This window comes from Bradyrhizobium sp. UFLA03-84 (assembly GCF_002289535.1).
Taxonomy (GTDB): domain Bacteria; phylum Pseudomonadota; class Alphaproteobacteria; order Rhizobiales; family Xanthobacteraceae; genus Bradyrhizobium; species Bradyrhizobium viridifuturi.
The window spans coordinates 583,667-607,060 of the sequence record NZ_NSJY01000005.1 but is presented as its reverse complement, the minus strand read 5'-3'; the positions used below and the strand labels follow the sequence as shown (position 1 = coordinate 607,060).

Genomic DNA, 23,394 nt, shown 5'->3' with positions numbered 1-23,394 from the left:
GCCCATGCCGCGCCACAAATATGCCTGGGAGAAGCTCACGGATGAGCAATTGCTCAAGCAACGCCTCAGCAGTCTGAGGGTTGCGGTCGAAGGCACCTGGCTCGCGGATTGCGTCGGCACGCTCTACGAGGAGCTCGAAGAGCGCGGCATAAGGTTGCGGCCGCACACCTGGATATCCAGCGAATGGTTCAGCCCGGCGGATGTGCCCGGCATCGCGATTCCGTTCTATCTCGCCCACCCCCGCCTGATGAAGCTCGAGAAGAAGATGATGCTCGACGTCGAGGGCGCCTCATGGTCCGAGTGCATGGCCATTCTCCGCCACGAGGCGGGCCACGCCGTCCAGCACGGCTATCAGCTGCAACGCCGCCGGCGCTGGCAGCAGCTGTTCGGTCCGTCGTCGCAGCACTACCCGCGCTACTACCGGCCCAATCCGGCCAGCCGCAACTATGTCCAGCATCTGCGGCTCTGGTACGCGCAGAGCCATCCGGATGAGGATTTCGCCGAGACCTTCGCGGTGTGGCTGCGGCCGCGCTCGAACTGGCGGACGCGCTATGCCGGCTGGCCGGCGCTGAAGAAGCTCGAATATGTCGACGAGCTGATGGGCGAGATCGCCGGCAAGCGGCCGGTGCTTACGACACGCGAGCGCGTCGATCCGCTGCGTGAGCTCAAGCAGACGCTCGGCGAGCACTACAAGAAGAAGCAGGCGTTCTACGCATTCACGCCGCCGAAGACCTATGACCGCGATCTGTCCAAGCTGTTCTCCGCCGATCCGCGGCATCAGCGGTATCAGCCGGCTGCGGTGTTCATCCGGCGGCATCGTGCTCATATCAGGCAGCTGGTCGCGCGCTGGACCGGCGAGAACCAGCTGACGCTCGATGCCGTGCTCGACGACATGATCTCGCGCTGCCGCGAGCTCAATCTGCGTGCTGTCGGCCCCGAGCAGAAGCTCGTGACCAATTTCATCATCCTGCTGACCGCCAAGACCATGCACGCGCTGTTCGGCCCGTCGCGCCGCAAATGGATCGCGCTATGAAGCATTTTCGCATTCTGGTGCTGATGCACCCGGATTGTGTGCCGCCGGATTCCAGCGATGGATACTCCGCGCGGGAAATCAACGAGTGGAAGACCGAGTACGACGTCGTCAGTACCCTGCGCGCGGCCGGCCATGAGGTTCGTCCGCTCGGCGTGCAGGAGGAAATCAAGCCGGTGCGCGACGCGATCGAAGGCTTCAAGCCGCACATCGTGTTCACGCTGCTGGAGGAGTTTCACTACGACGTGGTGTACGACCAGCACATCGCGAGCTACCTCGAGCTGATGAAGATCCCCTACACCGGGTGCAACCCGCGCGGCCTGATCCTGGCGCGCGGCAAGGATCTGTCCAAGACGCTGGTGCATCATCGCCGGGTCCCGGTGCCGGCTTTCGCCGTGTTTCCGATGCGCCGCAAGGTCAAGCGGCCGCCGCGTCTCGAACTGCCGCTGATCGTCAAGAGCCTGAGCAGCGACGGATCGCTCGGCATCTCGCAGGCGTCGATCGTCGATACCGACGAGAAGCTGGTGGAGCGCGTCGCCTTCATCCATGAGCGGATCGGGACCGCGGCGATCGCCGAGCAGTTCATCGAGGGCCGCGAGCTCTATGTCGGCGTGCTCGGCAACAACCGGCTACGGGTGCTGCCGGTGTGGGAGTTGAAATTCGGCAGCATGGGCGGCCCTGGCGCGCGGCATATCGCGACCGAAAAGGCCAAGCACGACACCAATTATCAGGAGCGCATCGGGATCGCGGATGGCCCGGCCGACGACCTCACGCCCGAGCTATCCGCGCATATTCAGCGGCTGGCGAAACGCATCTACCGGACGCTGGGGCTCGACGGCTACGCGCGCATCGACTTCCGCCTGTCGACCAACGGCGTGCCGTATTTCATCGAAGCCAATCCCAATCCCGAGATCGCCAAGAGCCAGGAGTTCGCGATGGCGGCCGGGCATGACGGGCTCGATTACCCGGGCCTGTTGAACCGGATCGTGACGCTCGGAATCAGCCGCGCCAAGGCCGGCGTATCGCTGGGCTGAACGAGGCCGGAAGAGCTACGCAGCTTCAGAGGCTGCGTTGCATCATGTGGCGTCGCGCGTCCCTGGGGTTGAACATCGCAAACGTTTCCCTAACGCGCGCCGCCGGCGTCGCCTCGCTGGTCGTCGTGGAAACGGGCACCGAGGTGGCGCGAAACGCATCCGGTTCCGGCCATCGCCGCGCGATGATGTCGTTCACCGGGACCGCCAACAGGATGCTGTCGCTGCGGCAGGTGTCGTAGACGTACAAAACGGCAAGAAAAATCGATACGACAACAAGGATCGTCCTGAAAATCGGCATTGTGCTTGCGCCTTCTTGATTGAGGCGAACAATGCCCGGCGACTGTGAACCGCGCGTTTAACCGTCGGATCGATCGGCCAATACGGTTCCCGCCTGGTGAACGTGATGCATAAACCGTTCGCTTACCAACGACCGCAAGGTTGCGGCAACCAGCTTTCCTCACCAGCCCGCAAGGAGTCTCTGGCATCAAGGGATCAAGAAAAAGACTGAGGAGGCCACCATGTTCGTCGCCATTCGAGTCATGATCCTGATCGCCAGTGCCTATGCGGGCTCGGCCGTCGCAGAGATGCAGTTCGCGCCGCTGCCGAACCTCTCGGCTTCGTCCGCGCCGTAGGACTGACGGACGACGCTTGCTTCGCACTGTTCTGACGCCCGGCGGGCGTCGTCAGCGCGCGGCGGCGGCAACTCCGATTGCGCGGGCTGCATTCTCCGTCATCCGGGTCGCCGTCAGTCGCAGGAAGTACAGCGACAGTCCCGGATTGCGTTCGCACAGCTTCCTCAGTGCGCCATCGCTGATCCACAGCAGATCCACGTCGGTCGCCGCCACAGCCGTTTGCGTGCGGCGCCGTTCGAGCGAGAACAGTCCGATCTCTCCGAACAGTTCGCCTGCCGATACACCTCGGTCGATTTCGGGAAACCTGACATCGCCCGACACGACCATATACAGCAGGTCGGCATCGTCGCCCTTCCTGAAGATCGTTTCTCCCGCCTTGACGTGCTTCGGCCGCATGAACGGTTGCAGCCAGCTCGGGGAAAGGTCCGTCGCCGCAGCGAGCTTCGCCTTGCGAAGCAGCCTGACCATCTGGAACAGCAACAATACGTTCAACGGCAGCAGAATGACGTGCAGGGCGAGCACCGGGTATATCCGGGCGCCCAAGCCGTAGCTGATGAATGCCAGATTACTGCATATGGCGACAGAGCGCAGGCTCAACATGGTGCTCATGCAGAACGTCAACAACACGAGAGCCGACGCCAGGTAACCCAAGCCATCGATCAATGTCATGATTGCGTCCACTCAAAAAATGAATTGCAAGCAAAGCGATCTAAAAACGATCGGTAACCTATAGCAGAGCGCTCATTCTCGTGGGCGGAAATGCGTCTGATCGGCGCCGCGGCGCGATGGCGGGAGATATCGGCCGCCTCCAGCGCCTGCTGCTACCCGACGCAGTGCAGCGAAAGACATGTTGGAACTTCGCGGCCTTCCGCAGCTTGACGGAAGGTGGCCATGTTGGGATGCGCGATGTTCCGACGTTTTGCCTTAGGATGTTTTGCCGCGGCTCTTTCGTTTTTGTCGACCACGCCCGTGGTCGCAGCAGGTCTCGATGCCGCCTCGATCAATGACGCCGCGGCGCCGCCGGCAAGATTGCCGGACCGTCAGCAGCTCAGCCCTTCCATTGCCAGGCTCGAGATCCTGCTCGATCGCGCGCATTTCTCCCCCGGAGAGATCGACGGCAAGCTCGGCGAGAACGCGCAGAAGGCGCTCGCAGCGTTCGCAGAAGCCAATGGATTGTCCTTCGACAAGACGGTGACGGGGGATCTCTGGACCAAGCTTGCCGGTGCCAGCGAAGGCGCCGCGGTCGTCAGCTACACGATCGTCGATGCGGACGTGAAAGGCCCGTTCCTGAACAAGGTCCCCGCGAAGATGGAGAGCATGAAGAGCTTGCCGGCGCTGAACTTCACCAGCCCGCGCGAAGCGCTCGCCGAGAAATTCCACATGAGCGAGGCGTTGCTTCAGGCGCTCAACCCCGGGCAGAAGTTCGACAGGGCCGGTGCGACCATCGCGGTTGCGAACGTGCTCGACACCGGAAAGCCGGCGCCGGTTGCGCGTGTCGAGGTCGACAAGACGCGGCAGACGCTGCGGACCTTCGATGCCGCGGGCAAGCTGCTCGGCTTCTATCCCGCAACGGTCGGCAGCACGGAGAAACCGACGCCGAGCGGCACACTGAAGGTGACGGCGATCAACAAGAATCCGACCTATCGCTACAATCCCAAATACAGGTTCAAGGGCGTCAGGTCGAAGCATCCGTTCACGATCAGGCCCGGCCCGAACAACCCGGTCGGCTCGGTCTGGATCAACCTCTCGGCGGAAGGTTACGGCATCCACGGCACTCCCGATCCCGGCAGGATCTCCAAGGCCCAATCCCATGGCTGTGTCCGGCTCACGAACTGGGACGCCGAGCATGTCGCGGCCGGTGTCGCGAAGGGGACGCCGGTTGCGTTCGTGGAGGGTGCGCGACAGCGCGACGCGCGCCGGACCTGACGCTGGTATTGCCGGTTGCCAACGTCGCTCCGTGTCATTGCCGCGTCGCGGAATGAAGCCGACCTTACGATGCGCGCCGTGCCTTGAAGCCATGCGGAAGACGCAAGCGGCCGCGCGCACGCTAACCGTCGCGCACGGTTGCCATGGGCCGCTCCCAGGCTGATGATACGCAAAACGGATCAAGCCGATCGAGAGGAAGCGAATGCGTGGGCGTCGTGTGCTGATGGAATCGTTCGTGTCGCATGGCGTGCGACATATCTTCGGCAATCCCGGCACGACAGAAACACCGCTGCTCGACAGTTTGCCGGCATTTCCGCAACTCGAATACATCATGGCGCTGCATGAAGGTGTCGTGGTCAGCGCCGCCAGTTTCTATGCGCAGGCGTCGGGGCGTGTCACCGTTGCCAATTTGCACGTCGCTCCCGGTCTCGGCAACGGCATCGGTTCGCTCTACGGCGCGTTGAAAGCCAACTCGCCCGTTGTCGTGACCGCCGGCCAGCAGGATACGCGGATGCGGCTCAACAACCCGCTGCTCGGCCATGATCTCGTCGCAATGGCCGCGCCGGTGACCAAGTGGAGCGTGCAGATCGAGCGCGCCGACGAGATCGCTCCGATCATGCGACGCGCGTTCAAGGTGGCGACCGATGCGCCGCAAGGGCCCGTGTTCGTGTCGCTGCCGATCGACGTCCTGGAGCAGGAAACCGCGGTCGCCGCGTCGACGCCGGATCATCTGTGGCGATCGACGCATCCCGATCCGGCAGGCATCGAGGCGATGGTCGCGTTGCTCCTGAAGTCGAAAAATCCGGCCATCATCGCCGGCGACGACGTGGCGCGATCGGGCGGCGAGCAGGCGCTGGTGGCGCTGGCGGAAGCGCTCGGCGCCACCGTGTGGTTCGAGGGATTGCGGCATCACGCGTCGTTCCCGACCAGCCATCCGAGTTATCGCCAGTCGCTCCCGGGCGACGCCCGGCAGGTGCGCAAGGCGCTCGGCGAAACCGATCTCGTGCTGATGATCGGCGGTCCGTTCTTCGAGGACATCTGGTTTGCGTCCGGCGGCCACATTCCCGACGGCGCGTCCTTGCTGCAGATCGAGGCCTCGGCCGAGCGTCTCGCGCTCAACAACCGGCTCGACGCCGGCATCGTCGGCGACATCACCGTCAGCCTCGCCGCGCTGACGGAAGCGCTGCGGGCAAAGGCGGATGCGGACTTCAAGCAGGCCGCGCAACGCCGCAATGCCGCGCTGGCCGAACTACAGGCGAAGGAGAAAGAATCCTATCGCGCCCGTGTCGAGAAAAGCTGGAGCCGCGAGCCGAGCTCGATGCCGCGCGTCACCGCGGAGCTTCGTCGCGGCCTGCCCGACGATGTCGTGATCGTCGATGAAAGCATCACGGCGAGCCTCGATCTCGCGCGCGCCTTCGACTATCGCGGCTTCGGCGATTATTTCGGCGGCCGTGGCGGCGGCATCGGGCAGGGCCTTGCCGGTGCGATCGGCGTCAAGGTCGCAATGCCGGACCGTCCGGTTGTCGCCGTTTCGGGCGACGGCTCGGCGATGTACGCGATCCAGGCGCTGTGGACTGCCGCGCACCACAAGCTTGCGATCGTGTTCGTGGTGCTCGCCAACCGCGAGTACCGCATTCTCAAGCACAATGTGGATGTCTGGCGTCAGAATTTCGAAGCCGGCACCCAGCATCCCTATCAGAACATGGATATCACCGGCCCCGTGCTCGACTTCGTGCATCTCGCAGCCGGCATGGGCGTCGAGGCGGTCAGAGTTGAGAAGGCCGACGACATCGCCGGTGCAGTTGCAAAGGCCGTGGCAGCCCAGCGGCCATACCTCGTCGAGATCGCAATTGAAGGCAAGCGCTGACCGCGCTGAAGGGGGATCCCATGGCAGGCATTCTGGACGGCAAGGCTGCGTTGGTGACCGGTGGCGGCTCCGGCATTGGCCGCGCAACCGCGATTGCAATGGCGCGCGAAGGGGCGCGCGTCGCGGTGTCCGATCTCTCGAAGGATGGCATCGAGGAGACGGTCGCCTTGATCAACGCCGCGGGCGGCCAGTCGATCGCGATCCAGGGCGATGTCACCGACGAGGCCGATGTCGCGAACATGGTGGCCCGCACGGTTTCGGCGTTCGGGCGCATCGATTGTGCGTTCAACAATGCGGGCGTGGCGGGACGGTCCGTCGGCCCGCCCGGCCAGCGCATTCATGAGCTCACGCAGTCCTCGGTGGCGAAGATGTTCTCGGTCAATCTGATGGGCGTGTTCCTGTGCCTGAAATACGAGATTGCACAGATGCTCAAGCAGGGCGGTGGCGGCGCGATCGTCAACACCGCCTCGATCGCCGGGCTGGTCGGCCTCGCCACGTCGGGCCACTATGTCGCGACCAAGCACGGTGTCGTCGGGCTGACCAAGTCTGCCGCGATCGAATATGCCCAGGACGGGATCCGCGTGAATTGCGTCAATCCCGGATACATCAAGACGCCGATGACCAAGGAAACGATGGACGAACGCTACGACGAGATCATCGCCAAGGTGCCGGTACGCCGCCTGGGTGTGCCGGAGGAAATTGCCGAAGCGGTGGTCTGGATGTGCTCGGACAAGGCGTCCTTCATGACGGGCGCGTCGCATGTGGTGGACGGCGGCTACAGCGCCGCCTGATCGTCTGAAGAACGCTGACGCGAGGGACGACAGGAGCCGTGGGCGTGACCGCGGATTTTGACTAACAGATGCGCGGGTGATGTCGCCGAGCGGGCGGCTGGCAGTCGAATCGGTAGCAGGCTCTAGTGGTCGGTCTTCGGCGTCTTGGTCGGAAAGTCGAGCCCGAGCCGGACCGCGCGCTCCTGGCGCTCTTCGGTCAAGAACCTCAGCTCCCGTTCAAGCGACCGCGCAACCTCGTCCTGGGTTTGCTGGGAATGGCGGCGGGAGCCGTCTTGCGGTTTGGCGGGTTGGGCAGTCACGGGAGAACCCTTGTCATCGCAGTGTCACAGCTGCAGGCATGCCACGGCTGGAGTCGAGCGGACAATCAAAAAGAATTCAGCGGGCGTGCTTTGGAATGTTTGTTGTGCATCTGACTCAAATTTAAGCAGGAAATTCTCCTCTGCCCTGTCTCGCACGGAGCCGAAGCCGGCGAGGTCGGCGGCCTCATCAATTCGGATGAGAGAGCCCGGTTCCCGCGAAATCATTTCCGGAATCGCACGAAGACGTCCTGAAACCGACAAGGTCTAACCTTAGTAGCGTTGTGAAGAACGGGTGCCTGGTGAGACGCTAGCGATCGAGGTCGTGAGATTCGTCAGTCCTCCTGTGGTGTTGGGGATGATCTCGGAAATGAAGAAGCCGAATGCTGTGCCATATGTCTGGGCGGCCGCGTTGATCGCGGTTGCGATCTGGGGCGTGAGCGGCACCCCGCAGATGGCACATACCTCTGCCCCCACGCATCTGGCGCGGGCCCGCTAAAGCCTCGAGGGCTCCGGCTAGAGCTTCGGCCGCGGCGAGCGCTGCATATCCATCGTGTAGGTGTAGCGCCCTTCGGGGTGCGTGGTGATGGTGACCTCGAACAGTTCCTCGCGCTGCCCGTAGTAGCGGCGGACCACGGTGAGCGCCGGCGAGCCGGTCTTGACGCCGAGCGCCTTGGCGATCGGTGCCGGCATCCCGCGCACGAAGATCTCCATCTGCGCGCGCTCGGTGACCTGGCCATACATCTTGGCGATCTGCTCATGCACCGGGGTGCGGCCGTGGTCGCTGCGGGTCACGACGTCGGCGAACCGGCGCAGCACGTAGATCTCGGTCCAGCCGAGCGGGGCGGCGAACTGGTCGGATCGGCGCACCGCCTCGATCAGGAACCAGCTCTTGCCGGGCTCGCATTTCAACTGCGCGGCCAGCTTGCGGTCAGCGACGATGTCGCTGCTGGCAACCACGTCGCGGTAGGTCTCGTTGGAATAGCGCAGCCATTCGCCGAGCGACTTGACGCTGTGGGTGAACAGCACCGGCGGCTCGGAGGCGATCACCACCGAACCGAGGCCGGCGCGGCGCACGATCAGGCCCTGGTCGATCAGGATGCGCAGCGCCTCGCGCACGGTCTGGCGGCTCGCCTGATAGCTCGCCATCAGCTCGGTTTCGGTCGGCAGCAGATTGCCGACCGCGTAGGTGCCGAGACGGATGTCCTTCTGCAGTCCGGTGGCGATGTCGCGATAGCGGGACGATCTCGCCCTGTCCGGTTGTTCAGACATGGCAGGTCACTGGTATGCCATATGGCAGGCGATCGGATGCCCCGACTGCATCGATTGCAGCGCGGCCTCGAATGCTGCGAGCGTCGCCAGCACATCGGATTCTGGCACCGGGAACAGCTGCTTGCGTTCGACCGCGTCGGCAAAGGCGGCAAGTTCCGCAGTGAGCGTGTTGATCGCCGGATAATGTGTCGTAGCAGGCGCCTCGCCGGATTTCCGTAGCACCATCGTCCTCTCGTCGAGCACCTCTGCGGATCCCTTCGTCCCGAACACATGCACGCGCCAATAGAACGGTGTTGCGCGGACCGTAGCAAGGGTTGCACTCACGCCATTCACAAATTCAATCGCTAAAGTTGCAGTGTCGAGCGGCGGTGGTCCCGCCGCGCGTTCATTTAACCGGGCATAAACCTGTCGGGCAGGACCCAGCAGGCTGACGAAGCCGTCGAGCACGTGCAGGCCGGCGCCGGTCAGCCCGCCGCCCGGCGACTCCTCGGGCGACAACCGCCAGCCCTGCGTGATGGCCTGCGAGTTCTCGTTGCTGTTGTGGCCCTCGACATGCAGGATCGTGCCGAGCTCGCCACTGGCTGCGATCGCGCGGAGTGCCTGCATCGACGGCCAGAACCTTCGGTTATGCCCGACCGCGAGCAGCACACCGGCGCTGCGGCAGGCCGCGAACATCTCGGCCGCATCGCCACGCCGCAGCGCCAGCGGCTTCTCGCAAAACACCTGCTTACCGGCTCCGGCTGCCGCGATCACCTGGCGCTTGTGCAGCGAATGCGGTGTGGCCAGCAGCACGGCATCAATGCCGGGATCGGCGAGCACATCGTCCAGGCTCGCCGCGAGGGAGAGGCCATGTGCCGCGCAAAAGCCTGCGGCGCCGTCGACATCGGGTTCCACCGCGCTTGTGATCCTGAGCCGCGGCTCGCTTTGCGCAGCCTCGACCAGGGCGCGGCCCCAGCGGCCGAGGCCCGCGATCGCACAATTGATCATGAATGTTCCCCATCCCGGCCGCGTCCGGCGCGGATCGCCTCGATGACAGCGGCGCTGTCGCTGTCCGGGCCCAGAAGCGCAATCGCTCTGCGCAGCAGGTCGGCCTGCACCGAAGTGAGCGGCAACGGCAGGCCGTGCCGGCCAGCCTCCTGCAGGATCAGTTCGGCGTCCTTCAAGGTCTGCGCGATATGCGATTGCGGCGAGAAATCCCGCGCCAGCATCTTCGGTCCCTTGCTGTCCATCACCGCGGAATATGCCGCCGATTGCCGCGCGGTCGCAAGGAACGCCGCGCCGTCGAGACCGAGCGCCTCGGCAAAGGCGAGGCCCTCGGCGAGCGCGGCGCGGTTGTTCTGCAGGATCAGGTTGATGGCGAGCTTGGCGCGGCTGGCATTGCCGATCGCGCCGACATTGATCCGCCTCGGGCAGAGGATGTCGAGCGTCGCTGCGGCGGCGGCGATGACGTCGGCGTCGCCGGCGACCAGCGCAGTGGCGGTACCGGCGCGGACCTCAGCGCTGGTGCCCGAGATCGGCGCTTCGATGAAGGGAAGGTGTGAGCGCGCCGCGAATTCGGCGATGACCGTGATTTCGCCCGGCGCACAAGTGGTGGTGCAGATGACGAGCGGCGGCAGCGTCGCGTTGGCGAGGTCCGGCAGCAGGCCCATGACCTGGGCGGCGTCGTATACCGCGATGACGATGACCCGGCAGCGCGCCGCGACGTCAGCGGCGAAGGCCGCGAACTCGGCGCCGCTGGTTCTCAGCCCGTCGGTTTTCGCCGCATCGACGTCGAAGCCGATCACCCCGACGCCGGCGTCGATCAGCCGCGCGGAGAGTGCCGAGCCCATCAGGCCCAGGCCGATCATGCCGACAGGTGTGTCGCGAGCCATGACGCGGCGCCGCTTCGCGCTACTGCGGCTGGATGCCGGCCGCCTTGACCTCGGCCGACCAGCGCACGACCTCGCTCTTGACGAAGGCGCCGAACTCGGCCGGCGCCAGCGGCGCCACCATCACGCCGACATCGGCGAGCTTCTTCCTGGTCTCCGGCATCGCGAGGTACTTCGCGCACTCGGCATAGATCTTGTTGACCACCGGCTCCGGCGTGCCGGCCGGTGCGAACAGGCCGTACCAGATCGTCGCCTCGAAGCCGGGCATCGCTTCCGAAAGCGCGGGCAGGCCGGGCGTGAGCTCGTTGCGGGTCGCCGACGTCACGCCGATCCCGCGCAGGGTGCCGCCCTGCATTTGCGGAATCGCGACCGAGAAATCGCCGAAGGTCAGATCGATCACCCCGGCCATCACGTCGGTCATCGCCTGCGGCACGCCGCGATAGGAGGCCGCGACCAGCGACAGGCCGCCGCGGGATTGCAGCTGCGCGATCGAGATCTGCGATGCGCCGGAGCCGTAGCCCGCGGTCAGATTGGGGTTGGCCTTGGCGTAGCTCAGGAACTGCGGCAGGTCCCTGGCCGCGAGCTTCGGGTTGACCAGCAGCACCATCGCCGTCGTGGTGGTGCGGATGACCGGTGCGAAATCCTTCACCGGATCATAGGGCAGGCTCTTCAGCGTCGCGACATTGCTGGCATGGGTGGTGTTGGTGCCCATCAGCAGCGTGTAGCCGTCGGGTGCGCTGCGGGCGACTTCCTGGGCGCCGATGCTGCCGAGCGCGCCGGCGCGGTTCTCGATCAGCACCGTCTGGCCGAACGCATCCTGCAGATGCTGACCGATCAGCCGCGCAACATTGTCGGGGCCGGCGCCGGCCGGGAACGGCACGATGATCTTGAGGGGACGCTGCGGGAAATTGTCCGCGGCCACGGCCGGCAGGACCCGAAGCGCAGCGAAGAGGACGACGAGCAGCCCCAGCCGTAACTTCATCCTGGTCCCCTCCCGTATCTGCTTTTGCCAAATTTATACGGACAAATAAGTCAGAAATGCAAGCCGACAGCCCATCGGAATATTGAGGTACGACATATTTATCCGTATAAATAGCCCGTACAGGGGAGCCAGACGACGATGGTGGATATCAGCGATCTCCATGCGCGCGGGCTGCGGCGGCGCCAGAAGATGTTCGGCGAGATCGATGTCGCCAAGCGGATGGCGGCCGCGGGCGATTTTGGCACGCCGCTGCAAAACATCATCAATGCTTACGTCTATGGCGACGTCTGGGAGCGCAGCGGGCTGTCCGACCAGATCCGCAGCCTCGTGATGCTCGGCATCACCGCGGCGAGCAGCAAGCCCGCCGAGTTCCGCGTTCATGCCAAGGGCGCGCTGGCCAATGGCTGCACCGCCGCGCAGGTGCAGGACGTGCTGCTGCTGGTCGCGATGTATTGCGGCATCCCGGCTGCAATCGAGACCAGCAAGATCGCAGCCGAGGTGTTCGGCGAGGCGCCGCCTGAGGGTTAGGGCAGCGGCCGGCGGCGTGATAGGGACGTTGCCGACTGCGACCGGCAACAGGATGCGCCCATGTCCGCCTTCCCGACTTCCACCACCGTGCTCGATTCCGTGCTGTTCCGCGACGCCTTTGGCACGCGCGAGATGCGCGAGGTGTTTTCCGACCTGCGGCTGGTTGCGCGGTACGCCGAGGTCGAAGTCGCGCTGGCAAAGGCCGAAGCGCGCTGCGGCGTGATCCCGCCGGAAGCTGCCGAGCAGATCGCAAAGCGGACCGACGTCGCCGCGCTCGATTTCGATCTGCTGCGGCAGGAGGCCGACGTGGTCGGCTACCCGATCCTGCCGCTGGTGCATCAAATGGCGAAGCAGTGCGGCGAGGCCGGCCGCTACGTCCATTGGGGCGCGACCACGCAGGACATCATGGACACCGCCGTGGTGCTGCAGCTCCGCGACGGCCTTGAGATCATCGAGGACGATATCAGCGCGCTGCGCGGCATCCTCGCCGATCTCTCGAAAAAATACCGCGACACGCCGATGGCCGGCCGCACCCACCTGCAGCAGGCGTTGCCGGTGACCTTCGGCTACAAGACCGCGATCTGGCTTGCCGCCTTCGATCGCCACGCCGTGCGGCTGGCGGAGCTGAGGCCGCGCGTGCTGGTCGGCCAGTTCGCCGGCGCCGCCGGCACGCTGGCCTCATTGGGCGACAAGGGGTTCGAGGTCCAGAAGGCATTGTGCGAGGAGCTCGGCCTCGGCGTTCCCGTCTCGACCTGGCACGTCGCGCGCGACGGGTTGGCGGAGGCGGTGAATTTCCTGGCGCTGGTCACGGGCACGCTCGGCAAGATCGCGCTCGACATCATGATCATGGCATCGACCGAGTTCGCCGAGGTCTATGAGCCCTTCGTGAAGGGACGCGGCGCGTCCTCGACCATGCCGCAGAAGCGCAATCCAATCTCGTCGGAGCTGATGCTCGCCGCCGCCAAGGCGGTGCGCCAGCATGCCGGCCTGATGCTCGATGCGATGGTGCAGGATTTCGAGCGAGCGACCGGTCCGTGGCACGCCGAGTGGATGGCGATCCCGGAAAGCTTCGTGCTCACCGCCGGCGCACTGCATCAGGCCAGGTTCGCGCTCGGCGGCCTGATCGTCGACGAGAAGCGGATGGCCGACAATCTCGACATCAGCCGCGGGCTCATTGTGGCTGAGGCCGTGATGATGGGTCTCGCGCCCGCGATCGGACGGCAGGAGGCGCATGACGTGGTCTACGACGCCTGCCGTGTCGCCAACGACAAGGGCCTGACCCTGGCCGAGGCGCTGGCCGCCGATCAGCGCGTCGCCAGCCGGATCGACCGGGCGACGATCGACCGTCTCACCGCGCCGAAAAACTACCTCGGCCTGGCGCCCGAGATGGTCGACCGGGTCCTGGCCTCGGCGAAGCGGTAAAATTCGCGGCAATCGCTCGCTGTCGCGTGATCGGCTGCGGCGGGCGGGAACCTTGCGAATGCGGATCGAATTGGACTACGAATCCTGAAAATCCCTCAAACGATACGGCCGGACGCTCCATGACCGCACATCAACGCAGCCTTTCCGCCTCGATCGATCCCGTGAAGCTCGATCGGCTCGCCGAAGTCGCGATCAAGGTCGGCCTGCAGCTGCAGCCGGGACAGGACCTGCTGCTGACGGCGCCTGCCGCAGCGATGCCGCTGGTGCGGCGGGTGGTGGAGCATGCCTACAAGGCCGGCGCGGGTCTCGTGACCCCGTTCTTCTCGGACGAGGAGCTGACGCTGGCGCGCTACCGCTACGCCAATGACGCGAGCTTCGATCGTGCCGCCGGCTGGCTCTACGAGGGCATGGCCAAGGCGTTCGGCGCCAACACCGCGCGGCTCGCGATCGTTGGCGACAATCCGATGCTGCTGTCGGGTGAAGACCCGGCCAAGGTCGCGCGCGCCAGCAAGGCCAATTCGATCGCTTACCAGCCGGCGCTGGAGAAGATCGTCAATTTCGACACCAACTGGAACATCATCGCCTATCCGAGCACGTCCTGGGCCAGGCAGGTATTCCCCGATGATGCCGAGGACGTCGCGGTGGCCAAGCTTGCGGACGCGATCTTCTCCGCGTCGCGGGTCGATCAGGATGGCGCCGTCGCCAACTGGGAACGGCACAACGCGAAGCTGCGCGAGCGCACCGAATGGCTGAACGGCCAGCGCTTCCACGCGTTGAAATATTCCGGTCCCGGGATGGACCTCACCATCGGCCTCGCCGACGGCCACGAGTGGGAGGGCGGCGCCTCGACCGCCAAGAACGGCATCGTCTGCAATGCCAATATCCCGACCGAGGAAGTCTTCACCACGCCGCACTGCCGCCGCGTCAGCGGCCATGTCGTCTCCTCCAAGCCGCTGTCCTACCAGGGCACGCTGATCGACAATATCTCGGTCAGGTTCGAGGAAGGCCGCATCGTCGAGGCCAAGGCCTCGCGCGGCGAGGAAGTGCTGAAGAAGGTGCTCGACACCGACGAGGGCGCGCGCCGGCTCGGCGAAGTGGCGCTGGTGCCGCACTCCTCGCCGATCTCGAAGAGCGGGCTGTTGTTCTTCAACACGCTGTTCGACGAGAATGCCGCCTCGCACATCGCGCTCGGCCAGTGCTATTCGAAATGCTTCATCAACGGCGACAAGCTGACGCCGCAGCAGATCGCCGAGCAGGGCGGCAATAAGAGCCTGATCCACATCGACTGGATGATCGGCTCCGCGCATACCGACATCGACGGCATCCATGCCGACGGCCGCAGCGTGCCGGTGTTCCGCAAGGGCGAGTGGGCGTAGCGGCCCGCTAGCGAAAACTCCGCTCCCGCGCGGCGAGCAGGTCGCCTCGCGTGGCGCTGAAGCGGCAGGTCTCGTGCTGCGGCCTGAAGCCGAGTCGGCGATAGATCTTCAGCGCGGGCGCGTTGCGGCTCGAGACGTTGAGCCAGCAGGGATGCTCGACCGACACGTCGTGCGCGCTGAGCACGCGGTAGACCAGAAGCTGACCGAGTCCACGTCCCTGCCGTGCCGGGTCGACCGCAACCGACTCGATCCACATCGAGTTCCGCTCGGGCTCGGTCAGGCAGAAGCCCGATACCTGTCCATCTTCCGACGCGATCCAGACTTCGGTCTCGGTCAGGACCTGCGCCATCTCCTCCGGAGAGTACAGGCGGAAGGCGGCGTCCGAGGCATAGGCGGCGTTGTGAATGCGCGCGACCTCGGCCGCGCAGGCTGTCACGTCGCTGACCTGCTCGATGGTGGCACGGGCAGCGGCGAGGGTGCGCGCCGGTTGCAACGGCTCGACGCACTTCATCCCGATTTCGGACTCGAGATGAACAAAGCCGAAGGCGGCCACGAAGGCCATACCGGCCGGCCAGTCGCTGCTCACCAGCGTCTGCACGGTGAGATCCGCGTCGCTGTCGAGCGCAATGATGTCATCGAACAGCGCGAGGCCGATGCGGCGACGCCGCATCTCGGGCGCCACGACGATCTTGAGGAACCGGCTGTGATGCGTGCCCTGGTCGCGCAACGAGGATTCGGCTAGGCCGACCAGCCGGCCGTGCCGCTCGGCGACACGAAAGTCGCGCCCGCCACGGTTCTGCGGCAGTTTCAGGAACTGGTCCCATTGCGGCAGCGTGACAGGGCCCAGCCGCGGTTCCACCGCAGCTGCCTTTGCGTAAAGCTCGACCACCGCTTCTGCATCAGCCTCTCGAAGCGGCCGGATGGTGATGCCGTCATCCATGGGTCGGAAGTTTACCCGATATCGAGCCGATAGACATCCTTTGCCGTCTTCAAGAACAACGCCGTCTTCTCGACTTCGCTATATTGTGATGCAAGCCGTTTAAAGGTGTTGAAGATCACCTGATAGCTGCACTGTCCCTTGTCAGGTGGGAAGTTGCTTTCGAACATGCAACGGTTCGGCCCGAACGCCTCGATGCAGGTCTCCACATAGGGCCGCCAGGCGGCGGCGAGTTCCTCCGACGAGGGTGGCCTCGGACGCAGGTGGAAGTCGTAGCCGAGCAGGCACATCGCCAGCCCGCCGAGCTTGACCACGACGTTTTGGCATTTGGCGATCTCCTGGATCGAGGCCTTCCAGACCGGAAAGGTCTCCTCGCGCTTGCCGGCGAAGCGGCCGGTGCCGACCGGGCCGCCGCAATGATCGAGCACGATTTTGGTGTCGGGAAAGGCGCGGGCGAGGTCGGTGAGCTCGCCGATCTGCGGGTGGAACAACCAGGCGTCGAAGCTGAGGCCGAGCGGCGCCAGGCACGCGAACCCCCTACGAAAGGTGGGGTCGAGCAGGATGCCCTTCGGCCGGTTCGCATACATGTGGGCGACGTTGGGGTCCTCGTCCCAGGCCGAGGAGTGGCGGATGCCGCGGAACCGGCCGTTGCCGGCGGCAATCTCCGCCTCCAGCACCGCCTTGGCCTGGTCGCCGATCAGAAGGTTAACGTGGCTGACGATGCCGGCGCAGATCGCCGTCTTGCCATAGCCGCCGCTTGCCGCCATCGCCGCGACGCCGTTGGCGAACTCGACCTCGCCGACCGGACGGAACGCCTCCGGCCCGTCGGCGCGATACATTGACCGGCAGTCGACATAGACCGTCGCCACGATGTTGTGGCCGGAGCCGATGTCGTCGCGCATCTCCTCGATCAGATAGCGCAGTCCGCCGCGATCCCAGAGGTGATGATGCGGGTCGACGATCGGCCGGCCGGGATCGATGATCTCCTCGGTGTATTGGGCGAGCCAGTCTTCGCGCGGATTGGCATAGAGCCCGCTCGCAGAGGCGGGCAGAGTGCTGGCCATGGATGATGCTCCCTGTTCTTGCTCTTGTCGGCCGCCGATCGGATGTCGGCTGTGCGAAGGATAACGAGCCGCGCGCGGACTGGTCAAATGCGCAGCCGCGGAGCCTTCCGCTGCGCCATCATCCATGCGGCGCCGGCGCCGGCGAGCTGAACGAGGCTTCCGGCGAGCATCGCAACCAGCAGGCCTTGGCGGCCGCCACGGGTCGCCGCATACAATCCGCCGAGCACCGCGACCCCTATCGTTGCACCGCTGATCCGCGCCACGTTGATCAGCGCCGCAGCCGTACCGGCCCGCGCAGCCGCGACGTCGCCGACGGCCATCGCCGAGAGCGGTCCTGCCGCGAGGCCGAGCCCGAGGCCGGTGATGGCCAGTCCGAACTCGGCTAGGGCGATGTTTGGTTGCAGGCCGCCAAGGCCGATCATCAGGAGGCCGGCGCTCATCAGCGTCACGCCGCCCGATGTTGTCGCGCGCAGTCCAAATTTGTCAGAGAGCGTGCCGGAGAGCGGCGAGACCAACACGAACACCAGCGACATCGGCAGTAACGCGGCGGCGCTTGCCGGGGCATCGAACCGCCCGCTCGACTGCCAGGCCAGCGGCAAGACGAAGACCATGCCATAGCCGCCGAAGGTCATGCCTGTGGTGGTGATCATCGCGGCGCGGAACTGACGGGCGCTGAGTATCTCGGGCGACAGCAGCGCCTCGGAACCCTTTTTCCGCTCGATCGCGATCAGCAGGAATGTCGAAAGCACGGCGACGGCCAGCATGGCGATCGTCGCGCCCGGCGTCGACCGTGCGCCGATGGCGGCATAGGTCAGGCTTCCAAGCGCCAGCGCGCCGCAGAACTGGGCCGGAGCGTCAAACGCGCGCCGCTGCGGGTTCGCTGATTCCGGGACCGTCGATCCGGCCATCACAGCGACCAGCAGGCCGAGCGGCACGATCACCAGGAAGATGCTGCGCCAGCCGAGCCATGGGATCAGCAGCCCGCCAAGGCTCGGTCCCAGCGTCATGGCGACGCCGTTGCAGGCGGCCCAGATGCCGAGTGCGCGGGCGCGCTCGTCCGGCTGGTCCCAAACTACGCGGATGATCGCCAGCGAGGCCGGAATCATCAGCGCGCCTCCGGCACCCGTGAGGGCACGTCCGCCGATCAGCACCTGTGCGGACGGCGCGGCCGCGCACAGCAGCGATGCGAAGCTGAAGATCAGGGCGCCGCAGATCAGGATCCGGCGCCGGCCGTATTTGTCCGCAAGCATCCCGCCGGGCAGCAGCGAGACGGCGTAGACCAGATTGTAGCTGTCCACGATCCACTGCAACTGGTCGACACCGGCGCCGAAATGATCACCGATCGCACGCGCACTGAGATTGACGATGAATGTGTCGATGTGCGCGATCGTGACGGCGAGGCACAGCGTCAGCAGCGTCAGTCGCTGCGATGCGCGCATGGCAAAGGGTTTACGCCGAAGCATATCGTCCATCGCGTATCCTGTTCTGAGGAGGTCGGAAGAGGCGCTCAGGCCTTGTTCAGGCTTTGCTCACCGAGCGCATGGCGCGCGCCCGCTGTTGCGGCGAAATCGTTGGCCGGCGGCCGCCCGCCATCCATTCGTCGTAGAATTCGACCTTGGCGTCGACCAGCGTCAGTGCCTCGGTCCATTTGGCGATCATCGCATGCACACGGAGCTGATGGGCGGCGAGCAGGGCGCGGCGCTTGGGCAGGCTGGCGCTGCCCTGCTTCACCAGCGTGGTATATTCGCGGAGTTGCCGGATCGACATGCCGGTCAGGCGCAACCGTTCCATCAGGTCGAGCCAGCCGATATGGTAATCGCTGTAGACGCGGCGGCGACCGCGGTCCCTGACGACGCCCGGCATCAAGCCCTGCGTCTCATACCAGCGGATCGTGTGGACGCTGCGGCCGGAGCGGCGCGCGATCTCACCGATGTGGAGCGCGCTGGGCGCCTGGGTTGTTCGGGCATCCATCATGGTAAGACCGCCTTCATGGCGCCGGCGGGATCATGCGACGTGCGGCTGATCCGCCAGACGCTTCCGAGTGAACAAGCTAGAGCACACTCTAGGTCAAGCGCGAAAATCGCCGGTTGACGAAATCGTGTCAGGGGCGGGCTGCCTCACACCCCGTCGAGGATGATCACCGTCGGCGTCGCCGGCAGTGTGTCGCGCGAAATCCTCAAAGTCCGCTCGCCGCCGCGGCGGTCGATCTCGAACTGTTGGCCGATCAGGCGCATGAACTCGTCGAGCGGGGTGGCGAAGCGGTGCATCGGCAGCACCACCGAGGCGCGCAGCCGCTTGGTGATCTCGGAGACGCCGTCGAGCGACATCGTATAGGTGCCGTCGATCGGCACCATCACGATGTCGAGCCGGCCGATCGCGGCGAACTGGCTGTCGTCGAGCTTGACGTGGAGGTGGCCGAGATGGCCGATGCAGAGGCCGGCGACCTCGAAGATGAAGATCGAATTGCCGTCCTTGATCATCGCGCCGCCGGCGTCTTCGCCCCAATAGCGGCGGATGTCGGTGGTAACGTTGCGGATATAGACGTCGCCGATCCGCTCCGAGTAGTGCGCGGCCTGGCCGTTCTCGCCCCAGCCGTGCAGCACATGGGCAATTTTAGGGTCGGGGAACAGCGTGTAATGCGTCGCATGGGCCCGGTTCATGGTCGCGACGTCGGGTAGCCGTCCGGTCTGATAGACGCCATTGTAGTCGGTCGCGATCCGGATGCCGCCGGGCGTGTCGATGTAGTAGGTCGAGTGGCCGGCATAGGTGATCGCGACCTCATCCGCCTTGGCCGCGATGCGCCGGTAGCTCACCGGGGTGGCGCGCGGCGGCGCATTGGCCATCGCCAGGCATTCGCTGCGTTGAGCATCCTGCGCGACCGCGTGACCGGTCAGCGTTCCCAGCACGACAAGCGCGGCGAGCAATCTCAGCATGAGCTGTTCCGTCGGCGGCGACATCCACCGCCGCGAGACTAGCGCGCAATTGCCGTGCCGTCATGATGAGGCCGGCGCATCGCTCCACGGCGCTGGCTGCAATACGATCCGGGCGATTATTCAGCCGGCAGGCGCTATCATGCCGCGCAGATCACAGCGATCAGGGAGTTCTGCGTGACCGACAATACCTCCGCGCCGCGGGCATCATCCACCAAGCGGCTCGAGCCGTTGCGCCATGTCGACGCAGGCGTGCTCAACATCGCCTATTACGAGGCCGGCCCGGCGGATGGCCCGGTCGTGCTGCTGATGCACGGCTTTCCCTATGACATCCATTGCTTTGTCGACGTCGCACCGATCCTGGCCGCGCAGGGCTGCCGGGTCATCGTGCCCTATCTGCGCGGCTACGGGCCGACGGTGTTTCGCGACAAGGCGACGCCGCGCTCGGGCGAGCAGGCGGCGATCGCGGCCGACATGATGGCGCTGATGGATGCGCTCGGCATCAGGCGCGCGGTGTTCGCTGGCTATGATTGGGGCGGCCGTGCCGCTTCGATCGGCGCGGCGCTCTGGCCGGAACGCTGCGTCGGGTTGGTCTGCACCAACGGCTACATGATCCAGGACATCGCGCACGCGATGGTGCCGGCGCGGCCGGAGCGCGAGGTGCCGCTCTGGTATCAGTATTACTTCCAGCTCGAGCGGGGACGCGCGGGGCTTGCCGCCGACCGGCGCGGCATCGCGCGGATCCTGTGGTCGCAATGGTCGCCGGGCTGGGCATTCGACGATGCCTGCTTCGAGCGCACCGCCGTTGCATTCGACAATCCCGATTATGTCGATGTGGTGATCCACAGCTATCGCCATCGCTACGGCGTTGTCGAAGGCGACCCGCAATACGCGGATTTGCAGCGGCGGCTGGACACATTGCCGGTGATTACCGTGCCCACCATCACGCTCGACGGCGCCGATGACGGGGTGACGGCTGCCACCGACGGCAGTGCCAGCGCGGCCAAATACACGGCTCGCCGCGCCTATCGCGTGATCCCGGGCGCAGGCCACAACCTGCCGCAGGAGCAGCCGGAGGCCTTTGCCGCCGCCGTGATCGAGGTGATGAAGGCGTAACGGTGTATCAGGCTTGGCGCGGGCTGATCCTCCAGGCGATGGCGAGCGTCAGCAGCGTCAGAACGCCGCTGACCAGCGCAGCCATCGGGATCGTCAGCGCCAGCGCCGCGGTTGCGGCCCAGCCGATCGAGGAGAACGCTTCGGCGAAGGTCGCGATGCGGGAGGAGGTCTGGCGCCGGCGGAACTGGCTGCGCTTGGCCTGCGCGCGGAACCAGAGCTGGACCGCGGCGGCGGATGCGGTCGCGATCAGGATTGCGATCGCCGTGACCGCGGCCTGAGCGAGCGAGGCAAACGCCAGCGCGGCCACCAGCGGCGTAAACACCACCGCGATGGCGATCAGCACCACCTCGATCTTGGCGCGGATCACGCGTGACGGCGGCAGCGGCGCGGTCGCTACCAGGTCGGGCGCGTCCTCGCCCGAGATGGTCAGCCACGCGAGCCCGCCGGCGAGTTGGCCTGCGGCCATGACGATGACGGGCGTGATCAGCACGATCGCGGTCGACGTACCGGAGAAGCTGCGCCACAGCATCAGCGCCGGCGGCAGCAGATAGAGCATCTGCATCAGGCTCTGCGACAGCAGCCACGGATCGCGCCGCAGCAGCAGGAATTCCTTGCGGCGCAGCGCCTGCTGCCGCGAGCCGGGCCGGAACGTGCGGGAACGCCCTTGCGTGACCGTGGCCGGATTGGCGGCGACGCGCGCGACCGTGTCGGCAAACCGCGGCGCGAACACCGCCATCACGACGCCGAGCAGCACGAGCGCCGTGGCGAGCAGCAGCAACATGATCTCGAGATCGCCGAGCGATGCGCGCGCCGGCCACCAGACCAGGTTGTCGAGCGCGGGGGCGATGCGTGCCGCGGTGGCGGAGGTCAGAAAGGCAAAGCGCGACAGCGTGCCATAGGACAGCACGGCGACGATCTGCAGAGCGATGACGAAGCCGGCGCCGATGACGGCGGAGACGATCTGCGCCGCCATCCGCGTCCGGCTCGGCCCGATCACGCGAAACAGGAACGCGGTGACGGCGATCGCCGCGGCCGCCGCCGACAGGCCGATCGCCAGCACCACGCCGAAGCCGGCGAGCCAGCGCGGGCCGCCGAGATAGACCAGCACGTCGATGAACGGTGTCGACAGCAGCAGCGCCATGCTGCTCACCGTCAGCGCGATCGCGGCGATCCGGATCGAGAAGATGTTGGTGAGCTTCGCCGGCGACGACATGATCAGATCGAGATCGGCGCGGGCGTAGAACACCCGCGTCACCGATTCGATTGCCTGCGAGAGCATCAAGGCCCAGGACAGGAAGATCGTCGCGGTCAGCACGATCAGCGAGGACGGATCGAGCGGAAACCTGAGGTCGACATAGCGGGCGACCACGGCATAGGCCGGCAGATGCAGGATCGCCGCGAAGACCAAGAGACCGATCAGGGCGCGATTGCGCCGGCGCCGGCCGCCGGTCATCATCGCCAGCCATTCGCGCCAGGCCAGGCGGAATTCGTGGCGCGCGAACCAGGTGAGATGGGCGGTCGAGCTCACGCGGCCGCCGCTTCGGTATCGACCAGCGCGATGAACATGTCCTCGAGCGTGGTGTCGTTGCGGCCGTTCCGCTCGCGCAGCTCGGCCAGTGTGCCCTCGGCGATCAACCTGCCCGACGCGATCACGCCGATCCGGTCGGCCATGCGCTCGGCGACCTCGAGAATATGGGTGGTCATGATCACGGTGCAGCCGGTGCGGACGCGCTCCTGCAGCAGCCCCTTGACGTGACGCGCCGACAGCGCGTCGAGGCCGGTCAGGGGTTCGTCGAGAATGATCAGGCGGGGATCGTGCACCAGCGCGCCGGCGAGCGCCACCTTCTGGCGCATGCCCTTGGAGAAGCCTTCGCAGCGCTCGTTGAGATGCGGCTCGAGCCCGAGCGAGATCAGGAGATTGCGCGCCGACTGCTCCGACGTGCGGGGATCGATGCCCCACAGGCCGGCGACGAATTCGAGATATTCGAGCGGCGTCAGCTTGTCATAGATCATCGGCTCGTCGGACACCCAGGCCATGATCTGCTTGGCGGCGACCGGATCGGCCAGCGCATCGATGCCGAGGATCGACACCGAACCGGCATCGGGCCGCAATAGCCCGGCCACCATGCGCAGCGTCGTGGTCTTGCCGGCGCCGTTCGGCCCGAGCAGCGCGTAGAATTCGCCGACCCGGATGGTGAGATCGAGCGCGTCGACCGCCGGGCGGTCAAAACGCTTGGTTAACCCTCGCAGGGCCAGTGCGGACAGTTGCGATGTCATGATGTGGTGGCGATCCGGGAGTTCGCTCGTCGGTTGCGTAACCTTG

The 23,394-nt window shown here is 65.7% G+C and carries 24 protein-coding genes; 10 read left to right on the top strand and 14 right to left on the bottom strand.

Annotation, left to right across the window (positions count from 1 at the left end; all coding sequences use genetic code 11):
• Nucleotides 1–4: 4 nt before the first annotated feature.
• Entirely contained in the window at nt 5–1,033 is a 1,029-nt protein-coding gene (locus tag CK489_RS05635) for a putative zinc-binding metallopeptidase (RefSeq protein WP_050630987.1), read from the top strand.
• Nucleotides 1,030–2,064, top strand: coding sequence for a D-alanine--D-alanine ligase family protein (locus CK489_RS05630; RefSeq protein WP_050630988.1), 1,035 nt, complete (start codon nt 1,030–1,032; stop codon nt 2,062–2,064). The genes CK489_RS05635 and CK489_RS05630 overlap by 4 nt, the downstream gene beginning before the upstream one ends.
• Nucleotides 2,065–2,089: 25 nt before the next feature.
• On the opposite strand, the gene CK489_RS05625 is transcribed toward CK489_RS05630, so the two are convergent.
• Both CK489_RS05625 and CK489_RS05620 read right to left on the bottom strand, forming a co-directional pair.
• Nucleotides 2,090–2,362: a hypothetical protein gene (locus tag CK489_RS05625; protein ID WP_095731573.1), complete on the bottom strand. Its 273-nt coding sequence runs from the start codon at nt 2,360–2,362 to the stop codon at nt 2,090–2,092.
• Between the two features lie 385 nt (nt 2,363–2,747).
• Nucleotides 2,748–3,365: a cyclic nucleotide-binding domain-containing protein gene (locus CK489_RS05620; RefSeq protein WP_095731927.1), complete on the bottom strand. Its 618-nt coding sequence runs from the start codon at nt 3,363–3,365 to the stop codon at nt 2,748–2,750.
• A 237-nt stretch (nt 3,366–3,602) separates the two neighbouring features.
• On the opposite strand from CK489_RS05620, the gene CK489_RS05615 reads away from it, so the two are divergent.
• The 3 genes from CK489_RS05615 to CK489_RS05605 all read left to right on the top strand — a co-directional run bounded on the left by CK489_RS05615 (nt 3,603) and on the right by CK489_RS05605 (nt 7,280).
• Nucleotides 3,603–4,622: a L,D-transpeptidase family protein gene (locus CK489_RS05615; RefSeq protein WP_095731926.1), complete on the top strand. Its 1,020-nt coding sequence runs from the start codon at nt 3,603–3,605 to the stop codon at nt 4,620–4,622.
• A gap of 202 nt (nt 4,623–4,824) precedes the next feature.
• Nucleotides 4,825–6,489, top strand: coding sequence for a thiamine pyrophosphate-binding protein (locus CK489_RS05610; RefSeq protein ID WP_095731572.1), 1,665 nt, complete (start codon nt 4,825–4,827; stop codon nt 6,487–6,489).
• 20 nt (nt 6,490–6,509) lie between these two features.
• Complete coding sequence (locus tag CK489_RS05605) at nt 6,510–7,280, top strand: SDR family NAD(P)-dependent oxidoreductase (RefSeq protein WP_095731571.1); 771 nt, start codon at nt 6,510–6,512, stop codon at nt 7,278–7,280.
• Between the two features lie 122 nt (nt 7,281–7,402).
• Here the strand turns inward: CK489_RS05605 and CK489_RS41670 are convergent, their stop codons facing one another.
• On the bottom strand, nt 7,403–7,579 hold the full coding sequence (locus CK489_RS41670) for a hypothetical protein (protein ID WP_198960841.1): 177 nt from the start codon (nt 7,577–7,579) through the stop codon (nt 7,403–7,405).
• Between the two features lie 367 nt (nt 7,580–7,946).
• On the opposite strand from CK489_RS41670, the gene CK489_RS42585 reads away from it, so the two are divergent.
• Complete coding sequence (locus CK489_RS42585) at nt 7,947–8,075, top strand: hypothetical protein (protein ID WP_283806327.1); 129 nt, start codon at nt 7,947–7,949, stop codon at nt 8,073–8,075.
• Between the two features lie 17 nt (nt 8,076–8,092).
• Here the strand turns inward: CK489_RS42585 and CK489_RS05595 are convergent, their stop codons facing one another.
• Genes CK489_RS05595 through CK489_RS05580 form a run of 4 tightly spaced genes read right to left on the bottom strand, consistent with a single transcriptional unit; the run spans nt 8,093 to nt 11,698 of the window.
• Nucleotides 8,093–8,848 (bottom strand): GntR family transcriptional regulator, encoded by a 756-nt coding sequence (locus CK489_RS05595; protein ID WP_050630992.1) that lies wholly within the window; start codon nt 8,846–8,848, stop codon nt 8,093–8,095.
• Between the two features lie 6 nt (nt 8,849–8,854).
• Nucleotides 8,855–9,835: a Gfo/Idh/MocA family protein gene (locus CK489_RS05590; RefSeq protein ID WP_095731570.1), complete on the bottom strand. Its 981-nt coding sequence runs from the start codon at nt 9,833–9,835 to the stop codon at nt 8,855–8,857.
• Entirely contained in the window at nt 9,832–10,719 is an 888-nt protein-coding gene (locus CK489_RS05585) for an NAD(P)-dependent oxidoreductase (RefSeq protein WP_095731569.1), read from the bottom strand. The genes CK489_RS05590 and CK489_RS05585 overlap by 4 nt, the downstream gene beginning before the upstream one ends.
• 19 nt (nt 10,720–10,738) lie before the next feature.
• Nucleotides 10,739–11,698, bottom strand: a complete 960-nt coding sequence (locus CK489_RS05580) for a Bug family tripartite tricarboxylate transporter substrate binding protein (RefSeq protein ID WP_095731568.1) — start codon at nt 11,696–11,698, stop codon at nt 10,739–10,741.
• A gap of 138 nt (nt 11,699–11,836) precedes the next feature.
• On the opposite strand from CK489_RS05580, the gene CK489_RS05575 reads away from it, so the two are divergent.
• From CK489_RS05575 to CK489_RS05565, 3 genes are all read left to right on the top strand, one after another.
• Nucleotides 11,837–12,226 carry a carboxymuconolactone decarboxylase family protein gene (locus CK489_RS05575; RefSeq protein ID WP_095731567.1) on the top strand — a complete coding sequence of 130 codons (390 nt, stop codon included), beginning with the start codon at nt 11,837–11,839 and terminating at the stop codon, nt 12,224–12,226.
• Between the two features lie 60 nt (nt 12,227–12,286).
• Complete coding sequence (locus tag CK489_RS05570; protein ID WP_095731566.1) at nt 12,287–13,648, top strand: class-II fumarase/aspartase family protein; 1,362 nt, start codon at nt 12,287–12,289, stop codon at nt 13,646–13,648.
• A gap of 119 nt (nt 13,649–13,767) precedes the next feature.
• On the top strand, nt 13,768–15,024 hold the full coding sequence (locus tag CK489_RS05565; protein ID WP_095731565.1) for an aminopeptidase: 1,257 nt from the start codon (nt 13,768–13,770) through the stop codon (nt 15,022–15,024).
• A gap of 7 nt (nt 15,025–15,031) precedes the next feature.
• Here CK489_RS05565 and CK489_RS05560 read toward each other — a convergent pair whose 3' ends face one another.
• From CK489_RS05560 to CK489_RS05540, 5 genes are all read right to left on the bottom strand, one after another.
• Nucleotides 15,032–15,964 (bottom strand): GNAT family N-acetyltransferase, encoded by a 933-nt coding sequence (locus CK489_RS05560; protein ID WP_095731564.1) that lies wholly within the window; start codon nt 15,962–15,964, stop codon nt 15,032–15,034.
• Nucleotides 15,965–15,975: 11 nt separating this feature from the next.
• Entirely contained in the window at nt 15,976–17,025 is a 1,050-nt protein-coding gene (locus tag CK489_RS05555) for an amidohydrolase family protein (protein ID WP_050631000.1), read from the bottom strand.
• A gap of 83 nt (nt 17,026–17,108) precedes the next feature.
• A complete protein-coding gene (locus tag CK489_RS05550; RefSeq protein WP_095731563.1) occupies nt 17,109–18,497 on the bottom strand; it encodes an MFS transporter in 1,389 nt (462 codons plus the stop codon).
• 46 nt (nt 18,498–18,543) lie between these two features.
• Nucleotides 18,544–18,999: a MerR family transcriptional regulator gene (locus CK489_RS05545; RefSeq protein ID WP_198960840.1), complete on the bottom strand. Its 456-nt coding sequence runs from the start codon at nt 18,997–18,999 to the stop codon at nt 18,544–18,546.
• Nucleotides 19,000–19,142: 143 nt separating this feature from the next.
• Nucleotides 19,143–19,958, bottom strand: a complete 816-nt coding sequence (locus CK489_RS05540) for an MBL fold metallo-hydrolase (RefSeq protein ID WP_095731924.1) — start codon at nt 19,956–19,958, stop codon at nt 19,143–19,145.
• A gap of 174 nt (nt 19,959–20,132) precedes the next feature.
• Here CK489_RS05540 and CK489_RS05535 point away from each other — a divergent pair, with 174 nt between their 5' ends.
• A complete protein-coding gene (locus CK489_RS05535) occupies nt 20,133–21,071 on the top strand; it encodes an alpha/beta fold hydrolase (RefSeq protein ID WP_245350262.1) in 939 nt (312 codons plus the stop codon).
• 7 nt (nt 21,072–21,078) lie between these two features.
• Here CK489_RS05535 and CK489_RS05530 read toward each other — a convergent pair whose 3' ends face one another.
• Together CK489_RS05530 and CK489_RS05525 are read right to left on the bottom strand one after the other, a co-directional pair.
• Complete coding sequence (locus CK489_RS05530; protein WP_095731562.1) at nt 21,079–22,599, bottom strand: permease; 1,521 nt, start codon at nt 22,597–22,599, stop codon at nt 21,079–21,081.
• On the bottom strand, nt 22,596–23,348 hold the full coding sequence (locus CK489_RS05525; protein WP_050631001.1) for an ABC transporter ATP-binding protein: 753 nt from the start codon (nt 23,346–23,348) through the stop codon (nt 22,596–22,598). The genes CK489_RS05530 and CK489_RS05525 overlap by 4 nt, the downstream gene beginning before the upstream one ends.
• Nucleotides 23,349–23,394: the final 46 nt, after the last annotated feature.